Genomic DNA, 17,160 nt, shown 5'->3' on the forward strand with positions numbered 1-17,160 from the left:
CGAAGCGCTTCGACAGCACTTCGAGGGTGCTCAGCCGGTGTCTCCGGAGCGTGCCGAGGGTGGCCTGGCCCCCGCGGTCCGTTCCCGGTCCCACCGCCGGCGGTGGCTTCAAGCCGTCACCGCCCGGTCGTGAACCGCTCGATCCGAGCGGTTCCGTCCAGTTACGCCCACCTCAGACTCAGGAGCCGAACGGCGGTCGCCCGCCGGGTGTCGTCCTGGTGCGCCATGAAGGGTTGACGCAATGACGCCGAATTCCTCCCCCGCCACGAACCGGTCCCAGAACGACGCGACCGGCCTCGCCGCCATCACGCCGAACCGCCGGAGCTTCCTCGCTTCGAGCGCCTTCGCAGCGGTGGCCGTGGCGGGCGGCGTACCGCTGCTGGCCGCGTGCGGCGGTTCCGGCTCCGACTCGGGGAGCAGGGAGGGCACGACGACCGGCAAGGCGCTCAGCAAGGTCGTGCCGAGTTACGCCCCCTCCAGCCTGGTGCAGCCCGACGTGGCCAGCGTCAACGGGTCGAGCCCCGGGTTCACCAAGCTGCCCGACCCGCTGGCGAAGTCGGTCAAGTCCGTTCCCGGCAAGGGCTCTTCCTTCCGGGTGATGACCCCGCTGTGGGGCACCGTCCCGAAGAAGAACAACCCGTACTACACGGCGGTGAACAAGGCGGTCGGTGCGACGCTGAACTTCGACCCGCAGGACGGCAACACGTACCAGGACAAGATCGGCGCCGTGCTCGCCGGTGACGACATCCCGGACGTGATGACCATCCCCGGCTGGAACATGCAGGGCCAGATCCGCAACGCCATCACCGCGAAGTTCGCCGACCTCAGCCCCTACCTGGCCGGCGACGCGGTGAAGAAGTACCCGAACCTCGCCAACATCCCCACCGGGGCCTGGCAGTACTCGGTCTTCGGCGGCAAGCTGCGCGGCCTGCCCATGCCCTCGCCGGTCATCGGCAACGCGATCTTCTACCGCAAGGACATCGTCGGCTCGGGCGCGGTCCCGGCCAGCGCGGACGACCTGCTCGCCTTCGGCAAGGAGTACACCGCCCCGAAGAGCAAGGTGTGGGCCTTCGACGACCTGTGGACCTGCATCCAGAAGATCTACGGCGTGCTGCCGGACGCCCCGCACTACTGGCAGCTCCAGGACGGCAAGCTCGTCCACAAGCTGGAGACGAAGGAGTACCGCGAGGCCCTGGCCTTCGCCCGCAAGCTCCACGACCTCGGCTACGTCCACCCGGACGCCGAGGCGAACAAGGACGCGGACTCCAAGATCCGCTTCACCAGCGGCCACATCGTCATGTACAACGACGGCACCGGCGGCTGGAAGGGCATGGTGACCGAACAGAAGGCCGCCAACCCGAAGTTCGACATGCAGGCGCTCGACTTCTTCTCGGCCGACGGCGGCAAGCCGGTCCTCTGGCAGGACGACCCGGCCGGGATCTTCACCTTCCTCAGCAAGAAGCTCCCCAAGGCGAAGATCGAGGAGATGCTCGCCATCGCGGACTTCGCCGCCGCCCCGTACGGCACCGAGGAGTTCATGCTCACCAACTACGGTGTCCAGGGCACCCACTACGAGGTGAAGGGCGGCGTGCCGACCTTCACCGACCAGGGCATCCAGGAGGCCCAGCCCTCCACCTTCCTCTTCCTCGCCTCCCCGCCGCACACCATCGCCTTCCCCGACGAGCCGAAGCTCGTGCAGGACTACGCGGGGTGGATGGCCCGGCAGGCGCCGAACATCAAGAAGCCGCTCTTCTTCGGCATGCAGATCGTCGAGCCCCAGCGGTACGCCTCCCTGTACACGCCCTTCGACGACCTGCAGAAGGACATCCGGCGAGGCCGCAAGAAGGTCAGCGACCTGGAGGCGGCGGTGACGACGTGGAAGCAGAGCGGCGGCGACGAGCTCCGCGCCTGGTACCAGGACATCCTCGACAAGAACGGCTCCGGCAACTGACCGTACGCGGCAGACCGCAGGACCCACGCACACACGGAGAGTGGCCGCCGGGCGCAGTGACGCCCGGCGGCCGGGGCGGAGCAGCACGACATGGGGAGCTCACGGTGAAGCCACGGGCCACGGCGGCGGCCGGCACGGGCCGCGCGGCGGACGGGACCGGTGTCCCGGCCGACGAGGACGGCCGGCACGCCGCACAGGACGGCGGAACGCGGGACGGCGCTCCGCCGGACGGCGGAGTCGAGGACGGGACGGACAGGCCGCGGGCCACCGGCGGGAGCGCGGTTCCCCGCGCGCGCGGCGGCCGGTCCGGCAGGGCGGCGAAGGGCGGCGGACGCCCGTCGTCCGGGCTGCCCGCCGAGGGCATCACCTGGCGGCACCGGCTGCGGCGGGACCGCACGCTGGTCCTGATGACGCTCCCCGCCATCGTGCTGCTGCTGATCTTCAACTACATACCGCTGCTCGGGAACATCGTCGCGTTCCAGAACTACGACGTCTACGACCTGGGCATCACCGGCAGCCCCTTCGTCGGGTTCGACAACTTCACGCGGATCTTCGACGACTACCGTTTCTGGGAAGTCCTGGTCAACACGCTGGTCATCTTCCTGACGCAGCTGATCCTCTTCTTCCCGATCCCGATCGCCATCGCGCTGCTCCTGAACAGTCTGATGAGCGCGCGGGTCAAGGCGTGGGTGCAGGCGATCGTCTACCTGCCGCACTTCTTCTCCTGGGTCCTCGTCGTCACGGTCTTCCAGCAGATGTTCGGCGGTGCCGGACTCGTCGCCCAGTGGCTGCGCGAACACGGGCACGAGGGCTTCGACCTCATGACCAACCCCGGGTTCTTCAAGTTCCTGGTGACCGCGCAGGCCGTCTGGAAGGACGCCGGCTGGGGCGTCATCGTCTTCCTCGCCGCGCTCGCCGCCGTCAACACCGACCTGTACGAGGCCGCCGCGGTGGACGGCGCGGGACGCTGGCGCCGCATGTGGCACGTCACGCTGCCCGCGCTGCGCCCGGTGATCGCCCTGCTGCTGGTGCTGCGGGTCGGCAGCGCGCTCAACCTGGACTTCGAGCAGATCCTGCTCCAGCGCGACCAGGTGGGCGCCGGCGCCTCCGAGATCCTCGACACCTACATCTGGTGGACGGGCATCAAGACCGGTGACTTCGGCTACGCCGCCGCGGCCGGGATCTTCAAGGGACTGTTCAGCGTCGCCATGGTGCTGGGCGCGAACAAGGTCGCCCACATGCTGGGCGAGCAGGGGGTGTACTCCAAGAAATGACGACTCTCCTGGACCTCGAAAAGACCCCGGGCGGGTGGCCCGTGGACACCGCTCCGGCCCGCACCCCACTCCAGCGTCTCCTCGGCACCGAGCAGCGCCCCGCCTGGGAGGACGAGCCGACGAAGGCCGGGCTCGCCTTCAAGGGCTTCGGCCTGGTGGCGATCTGCGCCGTCATCCTCATCCCCATCTGGGTGGTGGTCGTCACCAGCCTCTCCGACACCAAGGCCATCAACGACGCGGGCGGGCTGGTCGTCTGGCCGAAGAGCGTCACCTTCGTCGCGTACAAGGAGCTGCTGAGCGGCGGCGCGGTCACCCGGGCCGCGATGGTCAGCATCGGACTGACCGTCGTCGGCACGGTGTTCAGCATGGTGATCTCGATCCTCTGCGCCTACGGGCTCAGCCGGCGCGACTCGATCGCCCACCGGCCGCTGCTGATGACGCTCATGGCGACGATGTTCTTCGGCGCCGGGCTCATCCCCACATATCTGCTGGTGACCGGGATCGGGCTGAGCGACAGCTACTGGTCGATGATCCTGCCGAGCGCGATCTCCGTCTTCAACATCCTGGTGCTCCGCGGGTTCTTCATGGACACCGCCCCCGAACTGATCGACGCCGCACGTATCGACGGCGCCGGCGAGTGGCGCATCCTGCTCCAGATCGTCCTGCCGCTCTCGCGCGCCGTGGTCGCCGTCATCTCGCTCTTCTACGCGGTGGGTTACTGGAGCCAGTGGTTCAACGCCATGCTCTACATCCAGGACAGCGAGAAGTACCCGCTCCAGATGATTCTCCGTCAGCTGGTGCTCCAGCACCAGGTGCCACCGGGCGCGATGGGGGCGGCGGTGAGCAGCGGGCAGATCAACAGCCTCGCGGTGCAGATGGCCGTCATGGTCCTCGCGCTGATCCCGGTGGCGGTGCTGTCGCCGTTCGTCCAGAAGCACTTCCAGAAGGGGATGCTCACCGGGGCGGTAAAGGGCTGAGCCCACCGCCTTCTCCGCTGCCCCACGTGCCGCGCGCCGGGACCTCCCGCGCGCGGCACGGAGCGTCCCGCTCCCCCTCTTCGCCCGCTCCGGAAGGATTCCGCCGTGCCCGCGTTCCGTTCCGATCCCCGCTCCACCGCCCCGGCCTCCGCCGTGCCGTCGCCGCCCGGGCGCCGCTCGGTGCTCGCCGGGGCGGTCGCCGTCGCCGCGGCGGCCTGTGTGCTGCCCGCCGCGGGTACGGCCTCGGCGGCCCAGCGGTCCTTTGGCCGGCCAAGGACCCAGGCGTACCGCTGGCGCACCGCCGCCATCGGCGGCACCGGGTTCGTCACCGGCCTGATGTTCCACCCGTCGGTGCGCGGCCTGGCCTACGCCCGCACGGACATCGGCGGCGCCTACCGGTGGGACGCCGCGAAGGCCCGCTGGACGGCCCTCACCGACTTCACCGGCTGGGACGACTGGAACCTGCTCGGCGTCGAGGCGATCGCCGTGGACCCGGCCCACCCGGACCGGGTGTACCTCGCGCTCGGCACGTACGCCCAGTCCTGGGCGTCCCCGGGGGCGGTGCTGCGGTCCGAGGACCGGGGCGCGACCTGGACCCGTACGGACCTGGCGGTGCGGCTCGGTGCCAACGAGGACGGCCGGGGTACCGGCGAACGTCTGCTGGTCGACCCTCGCGACAGCGACACCCTCTGGCTCGGCACCCGCCACGACGGGCTGCTGCGCTCCACCGACCGGGGCGCCACCTGGGCGCCCGACCCCTCCTTCCCCGCCGTGCCGGACGCCTCCGGTCAGGGAGTCACCCTGCTGGTGGCGGCCGGGCGGACGGTGTACGCCGGCTGGGGCGACGGCACCGCCTCGCTGTACCGCTCGACCGCGTCGGGCGGGTGGGAGCCGGTGCCCGGCGGCCCGGCGGCCGACGGGGCGACCCGGGTGCCGGTCCGCGCCGCGTACGACGCCGCCTCCCGCGCCTTGTACGTGAGCTGGGCGAACGGTCCGGGGCCCAACAACCAGAGCGACGGCGCGGTGCGCCGTCTCGACACGGTGACCGGTGCCTGGTCGGACGTGACGCCCGTGGTGCCGGGCGGGGCGGACGCGTTCGGCTACGGCGGGATCGCCGTGGACGCCAGGCGCCCGGGGACGGTCGTCGTCTCCACCAACAACCGCTGGGGGCCGGTCGACACGCTCTTCCGCTCCACCGACCACGGCCGCACCTGGACCTCCCTCAAGGACTCGGCGGTGCTGGACGTCTCGGAGACGCCCTACCTGCGCTGGGGCGGGGAGGCCAAGTTCGGCTGGTGGATCCAGGCCGTCGCGGTCGACCCCTTCGACTCGCGCCACCTCCTGTACGGAACCGGCGCCACGGTCTTCGGCACCCGGGACCTGGTGCACTGGGCGCCGGAGATCCGGGGCCTGGAGGAGTCGTCGGTACGCCACCTGGTCGCGCCGCCGACCGCGCGGGGCGCCCGGCTCCTCAGCGGGCTGGGCGACATCGGGGTGATGTACCACGAGTCGCTCACCGCCTCCCCCTCGCGCGGGATGGCGTCGGACCCGGTGTTCGGCACCGCGACCGGCCTGGCCCTCGCGGCGCGCGTCCCCTCGTACGTCGTGCGGACCGGCTGGCCCTCGGGGTCGGACGCCGCGGGCGCGTACTCCCACGACGGGGGCGCCAGTTGGCAGCCGTTCGCGGCCCAGCCGGAGATCGCGGCGTCCGCGCCGGGACCGATCGCGGTGAGCGCGGACGGGACGACGCTGCTCTGGACGTTCGTCCACTGGGACGGCACGAAGTACCCGGCGCACCGGTCCACGGACGGTGGTGCGAGCTGGCACGAGGTGGGGACGTTCCCGAAGGGCGCGACGCCCGTCGCCGACCCGGTGGACTCCGCCCGCTTCTACGCGTACGACACGGACACCGGTACCGTCCACCTCTCCACGGACGCGGGCGCGACCTTCACCGTCTCCGCCACCGGACTGCCCTCCGGTGACGCCCAGTTCAAGATGGCGGCGGCGCCGGGCAGGACGGGCGACCTCTGGCTGTCGGCGAAGACCGGCGGGCTGCACCGCTCTACGGACGGCGGCCGGACGTTCACGGCCGTGGCCGGGGTCCAGGAGTCCCACGCGCTGGGTTTCGGCAAGGCGGCCCCCTCGACGGGCCGTCGCGCGCACGCGGGGTACCCGGCGGTCTTCCAGACGGGGCGGGTGTCCGCGACTCACGACAAGGTGGCCGTGCTGCGCTCGGACGACGCGGGCACCACCTGGATACGCATCAACGACGACCAGCACCAGTGGGGGTGGACCGGCGAGGTGATCACCGGCGACCCCCGTGTCCACGGCCGGGTGTATCTGGGCACCAACGGCCGGGGCATCCAGTACGCCGACCCGGAATGAGGATCGAGAACACCATGCCGTCCCTGCGTGACGCCACCCGTGGCCGCCTTCTCTTCGGCGGCGACTACAACCCCGAGCAGTGGCCCGAGGAGGTGTGGGCCGAGGACGTGGCCCTGATGAAGGAGGCCGGGGTCAACTCGGTGACGCTCGGCGTCTTCTCCTGGGCGAAGATCGAACCCCGGCCCGGGGCAAGGGAGTTCGGCTGGCTCGACCGGCTGATGCGGCTCATGGAGGAGAACGGCGTCGGTGTGGTCCTCGCCACCCCGACCTCCTCCCCGCCGCCGTGGATGGGTGCGCTGCACCCGGAGACGCTGCCGCGCGCGGAGGACGGTTCGGTCGTCTGGTACGGCTCGCGCCAGCACTTCTGCGCGAGTTCACCGGTGTACCGCCGGTACGCCGCCGCTCTCACCGAGGACCTGGCGGCCCGGTACTCCGGCCATCCGGCGCTGACCATGTGGCACATCAACAACGAGTACTGCACGCACTGCTGGTGCGACGAGACGGCGGCGCACTTCCGCCGCTGGCTCGCCGGCCGGTACGGCACGCTCGACGCGGTCAACGAGGCATGGGGGACGGCCTTCTGGAGCCAGCGGTACGACACCTGGGCGGAGATCCTGCCGCCCCGCAAGGCCCAGTACACGCGCAACCCCACGCAGGTGCTCGACTTCAAGCGGTTCACCTCCGACGCCCTGCTGGAGTGCTGCACCGCCGAGCGGGACATCGTGCGCCGCCACTCCCCCGACGTCCCGGTGACGTCCAACTTCATGCCGCTCTGGTCGGGTCAGGACGCGTGGGCGTGGGCCGGGCAGGAGGACGTCGTCTCGGTGGACGTCTACCCGGACCCGGCCGACCCGGGAGCGGGGCAGTACAACGCGATGCTCGCCGACATGACGCGCTCGCAGGCCGGGGGGCCGTGGATGCTGATGGAACAGGCCGCGAGCGCGGTCAACTGGCGTCCGGTGAACCACCCGAAGCCCCGGGGGCTGAACAGGCTCTGGTCCCTCCAGTCGGTGGCCCGGGGCGCGGACGCCGTCTGCTACTTCCAGTGGCGCCAGTCCCGGCAGGGCTCGGAGAAGTTCCACTCCGGGATGGTGTCGCACGCCGGTCCCGAGGGCCGCGCCTTCCGGGAGATCACCCGCATCGGTGCCGAACTGGCCACCCTCGCACCGGAGGTGAGCGGCGCCCACGCCCCGGCCGAGGTGGCGGTGCTGCACGACTGGGACGCCTGGTGGGGCAGCGCGCAGGAGGGCCGCCCCTCCTCGCACCTGGACTACCCGGAGATCGTACGGGCCTGGCACCGGGCGCTCTGGGAGAACGGCACGGCGACCGATTTCGCCCGGCCCGAAGCGGACTTGAGCGGCTACCGGATGGTCGTGGTACCGCAGCTCTACCTGCTGTCCGACGCGGCCGTCGACAACCTGGTCGCCTACGTGGCGGGCGGCGGCACCCTGGTCAGCGGGTTCTTCACCGGCGTCGCCGACGTGGACGACCGCATCCGGCCGGGTGGCATGGACGCGCGGCTGCGGGAACTCTTCTCGATCCGCACGCTCCACGAGTGGTGGCCGCTCGAACCGGACGCGAGCGTCGCCTGCGACGGCTTCCGGGGCCTGCTGTGGTCGGAGGAGCTGGAGGCGGACGGCACCGGCGAGACCGTCGCCGCCTACCGGGGCGGCGAACTGGACGGCCTGCCCGCCGTGCTCCGCAAGGGCGGCGCCTGGTACCTCTCGACCCTGCCGGAGCCCGGTGCCCTGCGCGAACTGCTCGGCCGGGTGGCCGGCGAGGCGGGCGTCCGCCCCGTGATGGCCGCACTGCCCGAGGGTGTGGAGGCGGTACGCCGGGGCGAACTGCTCTTCCTGCTCCACCACGGGCAGGGCACGGTGACCGTGCCGCTGCCGGGCGCGTACGTCGACGTGCTCAGCGGCGCGAAGGCGGACGGGGCCGTGGAGCTGGGGCGTTACGGCGTGGCGGCCCTGAAGCCGGTCGGCGCGCCATGAGCCGGGGCACCTGGGAGCCCCGGCCCGCGGCGCGCTGGGAGGACGCCTTCCTCAGCGGGAACGGGCACCACGGGGCGATGGTCTACGGCGACCCGGCCGACGACCGGGTGATCGTCAACCACCACACCCTCGTCCGCCCCAACGGCAGCGAGCACCTGCGCCCACCGGAGCTGTCGGGCGAACTCGGCCCGCTCCAGGACGCGTTGCTCGCCGGGGACACCGAGGCGGCCGAACGCTTCGGCGCGGGCCGCCCGCTGGTGTGGGTCCAGCCGTTCCACCCGGCGTTCCAGACCCGGGTACGGCGGAGGGGGGCGGAGGCCGGTGGCACCGGGGACGACGGCACCCTCCCGTCCGGCACGGCGGTAGGGCCCGAAGCCGGCCCCGCCCTCTCGCCCTACCGCCGCGAGCTGGACTTCACCTCGGGCGAGGCCACCGCCGCCTCGGGGCCCTGGCGCAGCCGGGTGTTCGTGTCGCGGGCCGACGACGTGATCGTGCAGCACATCACCGGACCCGCGCCGGACCTCGGAGTCACGCTCGACCCGGCCCTCCCCGGCGCCCCGGCGGGCCTCGCGATCGGCCGCTCCACGGTGCTGACGCCGCACGGCGCCCGCCTCGCGATCCGGCTGCGCTACCCGGACAGCGAACTGTCCTGCGTCGGGGTGGCATCGCTGCGCACGGAGGGCGGCACGGTCTCGGTGGACGGCGACGGCGTACGGGTCACAGGCGCCCGGAGCCTGTTGCTGCTCACCCGGGTGCGCCGGGGCCCCGGCGACCCGGATTTCGAAGCCGAGTGGTCGGCCCTGCCGGATGCCGGCTACGCGGAGCTGCTGGACCGTCATGTGCCGCTCCATCGTGCCGCGTTCGTGCGGTGCGGGCTCTCCCTGCACGACGAGGATCCGGCGCGGCCGGATCTCCCGGGCAGCGAGCTGCTGCGCCATCCGGACAGCCCCGCCCTGCTGGAGCGGCTGTTCGCGGCGGGCCGCTACCACCTGCTCTCCGCTTCGGGGCTGTTGCCGCCCCGCCTGACCGGGCTGTGGACGGGCGACTGGAACACCGCCTGGTCGGGGGCGTTCACCACCAACGCCAACCTCAACCTCCAGCTTGCCTCGGCCGCCGCGGCGGACCTGCCCGAGGTGCTCGACGCCCACGCCCGCCTGATCGAGGGCCAGTCGGAGCACTGGCGGGAGAACGCCCGTGCCCTGTTCGGCGCCCGGGGCATCGTCGCGCCTTCCCATTCGGACGGCGAGTCCGGCCACACCCGCCACTTCCAGCGGGCCTATCCGCTGCATCTGTGGACGGCCGGTGCCGACTGGCTGCTGCACCCGCTGCTGGAGCACGCGGCGACCACCGGCCGGACCCCGCGGCTGCTCATCTCGTCCTGTGTCGAAGTGGCCGATTTCTACACGGACTTCCTCACCCGTCGGGGCCCGGACGGCCGTGTGGCCGTGGTCCCGTCGTACTCGCCGGAGAACCGCCCGGCGAACGCGAGTTGGGGCACCGTCAACGCCACGATGGACATCGCGGCGGCCCGTCACGCCCTGACGACGGCGGCGGAGCTCGCCCCCGGCCATCCGGACGCCGACCGGTGGCGCTCCCTCGCCGACCGGCTGCCGCACTACCTGGTCAACGAGGACGGCGCGCTCGCCGAGTGGGCGTGGCCCGGACTGCGCGAGACGTACGACCACCGCCACCTCAGCCACCTCTACCCGGTGTGGCCGCTCGACGAGATCAACCCCTACGACACCCCCGGACCGGCCCGCGCCGCCCACCGCGCGCTGGAGCTGCGGGGTTCGGAGAACGATTCGGCCCACGGCCATCTGCACCACGCGCTGGTCGCGGCGCGGCTGCGGGACGGCTCACGGGTCTCCTCGGCGCTGGCGTCGGTGCTGGCCGGGGACTTCTTCCACGACTCGCTGATGAGCGCGCACTACCCGGACCGCGACGTGTACAACGCGGACGCCGCCCACGCGCTGCCGGCGGTGGTGCTGGAGATGCTGGTCCAGTCGGCGCCGCACCGCCTGGTCCTGCTGCCCGCGCTCCCGGCCGCGTACCCCCGGGGCTCGCTCCGGGGCGTCCGTACGAGGTTCGGAGCGACGCTCGACCTCGACTGGACCTCCGAGGAGGTCACCGCGGTGCTCCGGCCCGCCCGCGACGCCCGGGTCGAGCTGCGCACGGGGCCGCCGCCGGGCGCCCAGGAGGGTGCGGCGGAGCCGGGCGCGGCGTCCTGGATCACGCTCACGGCGGGGGCCGAGCGGGTCCTGACGGTGCCGCGCGGGGAGGCGGCGGACGGGTGAACGGCCCGGCGGCCCGCCGACCGGTGGGCGCCCGGCCGGGCGCGGCGTTCGCGCGACCGGCCGGGAGCGGACGGGCCCACCGGCGCGGCTCACACGGCGGGCACTGGGCCCGTGCTCGCCCGTACCGTCAACTCCGGTGCTATGAGCTCGACTTCGTTCTTGTCGCAGCCGGTGAGCTTGGCCACCACCAGCTCGACCGCCCGGCGTCCCATCTCCTGGGCGGGAATGGCGACGGAGGTGAGCCGCACGGAGGCCTGCGCCGCCACCTGTTCGGGGCAGATCGCGACGACCGAGACGTCCTCGGGCACGGCGCGGCCCTGCTGCTGGAGGAGGTTGAGCAGCGGCTCCACGGCGGATTCGTTCTGGACGACGAAACCGGTGGTGCCCGGCCGTTCGTCGAAGATCCGGGACAGGGTCTGCGCCATGGCCGCGTAACCGCCCTCGCAGGGCCGGTGCAGCACCGTCACCCCGGTCTCGCGCGCCTTGGCCCGGATGCCGTCGATGGTGCGTTCGGCGAAACCGGTGTGCCGTTCGTAGACGGCGGGCGCCTCACCGATCACCGCGACCTCGCGGTGTCCGAGACCGGCGAGGTGTTCCAGGCAGAGCGCCCCGGTCGCCTCGAAGTCGAGGTCCACACAGGTCAGTCCGGTCGCGTCGGCGGGCAACCCGATGAGGGCGGCGGCCCGTTCGGTGTCCCGGAGCACGGGAAGGCGCTCGTCGTGCAGTTCCACGTCCATGAGGATCAGCGCGTCGGCGAGCGAACTCCCGGCGATCCGCCGGACCGCCGCGGGGCCCTCCTCGCCGGTGAGGAGCAGCACGTCGTACCCGTGCGTGCGGGCGGTCGTGGCGACCGCGATGGCGATCTCCATCATCACCGGCACGTACATGTCCGTACGCAACGGCACCATCAGGGCGATGATGTTGGAGCGACTGCTGGCGAGCGCGCGTGCCCCGGCGTTGGGGTGGTAGCCGAGTTGCTGGATGCTCAGCTCCACGCGCTCCCGGGTGGGAGCGGAGATGGACCGCTTCCCGCTGAGGACGTAGCTCACCGTGCTCGCGGAGACTCCGGCGTGCTGGGCGACCTCGGCCAGGGTGACCATGCGCTCTCCCTTACGGGTGACAGTGACAAGTGGGGGTGCGGCAGAACGACGAGAGGGCGGAACGGTTTGGTGAAGCGCTTCGAAACGAGCGACTTCTCCTCCCAATCCCCTTCTGACATGCGAAGATTCAATCCAGGCTAGACGGACTCCCGTGAACTGTCCAGAGAGGTGTCAGAGGCTTGTCGAAGCGCTTCGACATCGCTCGGGAAGAAGTTCAGGGAGCGGGAAGCCCCATGTCCTCGGGCGGCCCGGGGAGCCGGGGGAGCCTCATGGCGCCGGACGGCCGGGCACGGTTCGGAGCCGGGACCGCCACCGGCCCGTCCCCCGCGGCCCGCTGCTCCGGTGGCCTGCGTCCGTACGGTGCCATGGGCTGATCCGTTCCTCGGTCCCCCGTGAGAACAGGGGGGTTCGGACTCGTAGTCGCCGCACGGAACCAAAAGGTTGCCGCCGATGGCGGACCGATTCGCTCGCCTCCGGAAAAGCGGGCCGATGCCGCCTCCGCGGCCCGGCCCGGCCCGGCCCGGCACGGCACGCGCCGGCACGGGACGCGCGGCGCGCGCGGCCAACCGTCTCCGTCTCCCGCTCCACCGGCCCGACCTCGACGGTCCGGTGGCCCTCCTCGAACCCCGGCCCCCGGCAAGCCCGTTCACCAGCGCCCCGGCCCGTCCTTCACCGCACGGCCCGCTCGTTCACCGCCCCTGAGCGGGCTGCTCCGGCTTGTTCCGCTCGTGGACCTCCAGTGCCGCCCGGGCCCGGTCGGTCACCTCGTCGCCACGGCCTTGCGCCCGGCCCACCGCGAGGTCGATCGCCGACCGCACGCGGAAGGCCTCGCCGTGGGCGTAGGAGATGCCGGACGTCTTCTGGCGGTTGCTCACGGAGATCAGGGTCAGACCGGCGCCCTCGTCGTGCTCGTGGTGGAGCCACTTTCCGTATGCCCACTCCCGTCGGCCGCCCGGACCGCTGAACAGCACGCGCCGGTCGGTGACCGCCAACTCCCCTGCCCAGGTGGTCTCCAGATGACTCACTCCCTGCCGGGTGCGCATCTCCACGAGGGACACGGGTGCCACGAAGAGCACGCGCTCACCGGCCTTGCGCGCGGCCCACCGGAAGTCCGTCGCGCTGTACTCCGTGCCCCGCAGCCCACGGACGAAGTCGTGTTCCGCGACGAGGCGTTCGCGGGTGCTCAGCCAGACCGCCAGCCGGCGCCCGTGCGCCTCCAGGGCGCGGCGGCGCTCGTCCTCGCGCCGGCGCTCCTCGGCTTCCTGCCGCGCGACCGCGGCCAGCGCCACTCGCTCCTGCGCCGCGATCCGCGCGGACTCGCGCCGCCGGGCCCGCCACACGATGATCGCTCTGCGCCGCCGCCACACCAGGACGCCAACAGTCCCCAGCACGGCCAGGATCACGGCGAAGCCGAGCAGCGCGTTCCGGATCTCGGTACCGGTCATGTCGTCCGAGACGCGCACGACGAGCTCCCGCTCGGTGGTGTTGCCGTGCGCGTCGGTCAGCCGGGCCACCAGTCGGTGGTCGCCGGGCCGCGCGTGCCAGGTCAGTACCTGGTGCGCGCGTGCCAGGACCACGGAACGCTCCCGGTCCGCGCCGTCGAGCCGCAGCGTGGCGCCTGGTTCACCGGTCACCGCCAGCACCACGTCGCCGTGGCGCGCCCGCTCCTCGTCGTAGCCGAGGCGCAGCGCCGGGGCGACCGTGTCGACGACGAACTCCGCCGAGCGCGTGGTCCCTTCGCGTCCGAACGGGTCGGTCAGCGTCACGGTCGCCCGGTACGACCCGTCCTCCAGCGGAAGGGACACGCTGCCGCGTCCGTCGCCGTCCAGCCGGACGGGCTCCGCCACGCCCCCCGTGGTCACGGTCCCGGCGGATCCGGGCGGCCCGACGACATCGACGCGGGTACGCCCGTCCTCCGGGGCCCCCACCCCCACCCGGGGCCGGAGCGCCTTCAGGGCGACGCGTACGGTCGCGACCGTACGGGTTCGGTTGCCGGCCTCGTCCCGTACGACGGCGACGAGACGGTAGGAGCCGTCGGGCAGGCGGAACGATCCGGTGACCGTTCCGGTGGCGCCGACCGTACCGCTCAGCGCTTCCTTGCGGCCTTCGACCGTCACCTCGTACGAGGCGCCCGCCTCGGCGTGGAGGGAGACCTCGGCCGCACCCGTCTCCGGGTCCGTCGCCCCCAGGGCGGGTGTGCCCGCCTCGGGTGCGGTGCCGTCGACCGTGACGGTGAACTCGTCGCTCGCTTCACTGGTGTTGCCCGCGGAGTCGACGGCCACGACGGTGTAGGCGTGCCCGCCGTCCTCCGCGTCGAAGGTGATCTTCTGCTCCGCCCCGGTGGCGGTGGCGTGGGCGACGACCGAGTCCACCTCGTCGCGCACTTCGATCCTGGACCCCTTCTCGGCCGAGACCACGACGCCGACGCTGCCGCCGGCCCCCGCGTCCGCGCCGCGCGTGGCGGGACGTTCGGGCGCCTCGTCGTCCAGGACCACCTCGGTGTCCGTGCCGGAGTCGCTTCCGCTGCCGCTGCCCGTTCCGGTTCCGGAGCCCGGCAGGGAGCTGTACCCGCATTCCGAGAAGTACCCGAGGTCCCCGCAGACGTACGAGCCGGTGTCGGAGGGGCAGGAATGCCAGCGGTGGCAGCCGTCCCGGTGAGCGGCGGCGGGTGACGCCCCGACACCCAGCACGACGGCGGCGACGAGCAACGCGACCATGGCCATCACGGCACGTCGAAGGCTGATGCGTATCCCCACGCGGCTGGTCCCCCCGGCTCAGCGACGGCATTGTGCACGCCGAAGGACGGGATCCTGTCAGGCGATGTGAAGGAATGGCAAATGAACCGTGGAACACTCGCGTGATCGAGAGGTCGTCAGTCACTGTCCGCAGAGGAGCCGTCCCGGAGCGCGGTCCACCGAGACGCTACGCCCCGTGCCCACAAGGGCTTCACTCCCGTGAAGGTTCGCGGGTAAATGTTCGAATTCATCAACGTTCTCTTACGTTGATCGTTCTCTCAAAGTAACTACATACGTCATGAACATCTTCAGCCGCAGCTCAACGCCCCGACGCACAGCGGACACGGGCGCGGGCACGACGGTCGCACCTCCCGCCGCCGTGCTCCCCCATCCGGCGCTGAAGGGGCTCACCGGGGAGTGGATGATCGATCCGGCGCACAGCAGGATCGGATTCTCCGTGCGGCACGCCATGGTGACGACGGTGCGGGGTTCGTTCGCCGAGTACGAAAGCCTCCTCTACTTCGACGGCAGCAACCCCGCCCGCTCCCGGGCCGAGATCTCCATCGCCACCGCCAGCGTCGACACCGGGGTCGAACAGCGCGACGGGCACCTCGTCGGGCGGGAGTTCCTGGACGCCCAGAGGCACCCGCGGATGGCCTTCACCAGCACCGCCGTGACCCTCCAGGCGCAGGACGTCTACCGCATGACCGGTGACCTCACCATCAGGGGCACCACCAACCCGGTCGACCTGGAGCTCACCTACATCGGCCACGTCACCGACCCCTTCGGCTACGAACGCGTCGGCTTCGACGGCACCACCACCATCAACCGCTCCGACTGGGGCCTCACCTACAACGCCCGCCTCGCCGAAGGCGGAGCCATGGTCAGCGAGCGGCTGCGGCTCCAGTTCGACATCGCGGCGATCCGCAAGCCGATCGACGGGTGAGCGGCGCCCCGCGACGGAACGACGGGGCCGCGGGGGACGGGGAGCCCACGCTCCGGGACCGGGGACACCCCTCCCGGAATCCGTAACACGCGCGTAGCAAAGCGCGCCGTCCCGCGCCCTAGGATCACCCCAACACCCCCACCTGCGGTTCCTCCTGCCGCAGGTGGTCCGTGTTCTCCCTCTCTCACCGACCGGGTACGGCCCTGCCCCGCCGTGTCCGCGACCCCGAAGGCGGCCTGCATGGTCTCTCCCGTACGCGTCTGGCTCAACCGCACGTACGCGGAGAACGTGTTCTTCATCGATCAGTTGCGGCGCAATCCGCAGGGTCGTCCCGTCGAGATCCACGCCACGCACGCCGACCCGGACTCCCCGGTGCTCGCGGCGGCCGACACCTCGGCGCCGGAGCCGGAGAACCTGTCGCCCGCCGCGTACGTCGAGTACGCGCTGGACCAGTGCGCGCGGCGCGGCACCGACGTGTTCGTACCCGTCCTCCACCAGGCGGCTCTGGCCGCGCACCGCGAGGACTTCGCGGCGCTCGGTACGGCGCTGCTCGCGCCGCCCGCCGAGGCGATCGGCCTCTTCGCCGACAAGGCGCTGGCGTACGAGACCGTGCGGCGGGTCGGCGCCCCGGTGCCGCCGTGGTGGCGGGTGCGCGACGAGGCCCAACTGCTGGCAGCGGTGGACGCCATCGAGGCACAGGGCGGCAAGGCGTGCTTCAAGCCGACCGGCGGGGAAGGCGGCGTCGGGTTCCGGATCATCACCCGGGCGCCGTTCTCCATGCTGCACCTGACCGGATTCCCCAGCCCGTACGTGCCGTTGGAGCTGGTGACCAGGGCGCTGCGGCGCACCGAGCGGTCCGTCGACTGGCTCGTCATGCCACGCCTGGACGAACCGGAGGTCTCCGTCGACTGCCTCACCGGCCCCGACGGAGAGGTCCGGTTGGCGGTGGGCCGTACGAAGAACGGCCGACGGCGCGGCTTCACGCTCGACCCCGCGTGGATCGAGCCGGCCCGCCTGATCGCCCGGTCCTTCGGCCTGCACTGGCTGACGAACATTCAATTCCGCATGCACGCGGGCGAACCCGTCCTGATGGACGTCAACACCCGCCCCGCCGGGGGCCTGCACCAGCTCTCCCGGTGCGGCCTCAACGCGCCGTGGGCGGCGGTGCGTCTCGCCCTCGGCGACGACCCCGGCGCGCTGACGCCGGAACTCCTCGGCTCCGACTACGCGGTGGTCCCCGGCCCCCGGCCCCTGCGCCCCGTACTCCCGCAGCAGCGGACCCCGTCGCCGCCGCCCGCGTACGCCCCTCTCCCTCCCGGGTCCGGGTCCGCGGTCGATGAGGGCGTGCTGTCCGTCCTGCCCGTGGGGATCGCGCCGCGGGTGGCGGAGCTGCCCTGACGGCTCGGGTACGGGAGGCCCGGGTGAACCGCCGCCGCCCTTCGCGGACCGGTTCACCGACACGTCCGTGGTTCGTCACGCCTGCCCGGTGGCGTCCGACATGCTG

10 protein-coding genes are annotated in these 17,160 nt (G+C 72.1%); 8 read left to right on the forward strand and 2 right to left on the reverse strand.

What is annotated here, in order from left to right:
• Positions 1 to 241: 241 nt before the first annotated feature.
• The 6 genes from ACFWEE_RS25820 to ACFWEE_RS25845 all read left to right on the forward strand — a co-directional run bounded on the left by ACFWEE_RS25820 (position 242) and on the right by ACFWEE_RS25845 (position 10,875).
• Positions 242 to 1,951 carry an extracellular solute-binding protein gene (locus ACFWEE_RS25820; RefSeq protein WP_386892541.1) on the forward strand — a complete coding sequence of 570 codons (1,710 nt, stop codon included), beginning with the start codon at positions 242 to 244 and terminating at the stop codon, positions 1,949 to 1,951.
• 104 nt (positions 1,952 to 2,055) lie between these two features.
• Positions 2,056 to 3,225, forward strand: a complete 1,170-nt coding sequence (locus tag ACFWEE_RS25825; RefSeq protein ID WP_386892543.1) for an ABC transporter permease — start codon at positions 2,056 to 2,058, stop codon at positions 3,223 to 3,225.
• Positions 3,222 to 4,202 (forward strand): carbohydrate ABC transporter permease, encoded by a 981-nt coding sequence (locus ACFWEE_RS25830; protein WP_386892544.1) that lies wholly within the window; start codon positions 3,222 to 3,224, stop codon positions 4,200 to 4,202. The genes ACFWEE_RS25825 and ACFWEE_RS25830 overlap by 4 nt, the downstream gene beginning before the upstream one ends.
• 105 nt (positions 4,203 to 4,307) lie before the next feature.
• A complete protein-coding gene (locus ACFWEE_RS25835; RefSeq protein WP_386892545.1) occupies positions 4,308 to 6,587 on the forward strand; it encodes a 1,4-beta-glucanase in 2,280 nt (759 codons plus the stop codon).
• A 14-nt stretch (positions 6,588 to 6,601) separates the two neighbouring features.
• Complete coding sequence (locus tag ACFWEE_RS25840; RefSeq protein ID WP_386892599.1) at positions 6,602 to 8,581, forward strand: beta-galactosidase; 1,980 nt, start codon at positions 6,602 to 6,604, stop codon at positions 8,579 to 8,581.
• Positions 8,578 to 10,875, forward strand: a complete 2,298-nt coding sequence (locus ACFWEE_RS25845; RefSeq protein WP_386892547.1) for a glycoside hydrolase N-terminal domain-containing protein — start codon at positions 8,578 to 8,580, stop codon at positions 10,873 to 10,875. Before ACFWEE_RS25840 ends, ACFWEE_RS25845 begins: the two co-directional genes overlap by 4 nt.
• Positions 10,876 to 10,964: 89 nt before the next feature.
• Here ACFWEE_RS25845 and ACFWEE_RS25850 read toward each other — a convergent pair whose 3' ends face one another.
• Positions 10,965 to 11,975, reverse strand: coding sequence for a LacI family DNA-binding transcriptional regulator (locus tag ACFWEE_RS25850; RefSeq protein ID WP_386892549.1), 1,011 nt, complete (start codon positions 11,973 to 11,975; stop codon positions 10,965 to 10,967).
• A 689-nt stretch (positions 11,976 to 12,664) separates the two neighbouring features.
• A complete protein-coding gene (locus ACFWEE_RS25855; RefSeq protein ID WP_386892551.1) occupies positions 12,665 to 14,731 on the reverse strand; it encodes a hypothetical protein in 2,067 nt (688 codons plus the stop codon).
• A gap of 277 nt (positions 14,732 to 15,008) precedes the next feature.
• On the opposite strand from ACFWEE_RS25855, the gene ACFWEE_RS25860 reads away from it, so the two are divergent.
• Both ACFWEE_RS25860 and ACFWEE_RS25865 read left to right on the forward strand, forming a co-directional pair.
• The gene (locus ACFWEE_RS25860) at positions 15,009 to 15,656 is read left to right on the forward strand and encodes a YceI family protein (RefSeq protein WP_386892553.1); all 648 of its coding nucleotides are present in this window, start codon (positions 15,009 to 15,011) and stop codon (positions 15,654 to 15,656) included.
• A 240-nt stretch (positions 15,657 to 15,896) separates the two neighbouring features.
• A complete protein-coding gene (locus tag ACFWEE_RS25865) occupies positions 15,897 to 17,054 on the forward strand; it encodes an ATP-grasp domain-containing protein (RefSeq protein ID WP_386892555.1) in 1,158 nt (385 codons plus the stop codon).
• The last annotated feature ends 106 nt before the right edge of the window (positions 17,055 to 17,160 follow it).

The sequence above is a fragment of the Streptomyces sp. NPDC060184 genome, from assembly GCF_042728795.1.
Classification (GTDB): domain Bacteria; phylum Actinomycetota; class Actinomycetes; order Streptomycetales; family Streptomycetaceae; genus Streptomyces.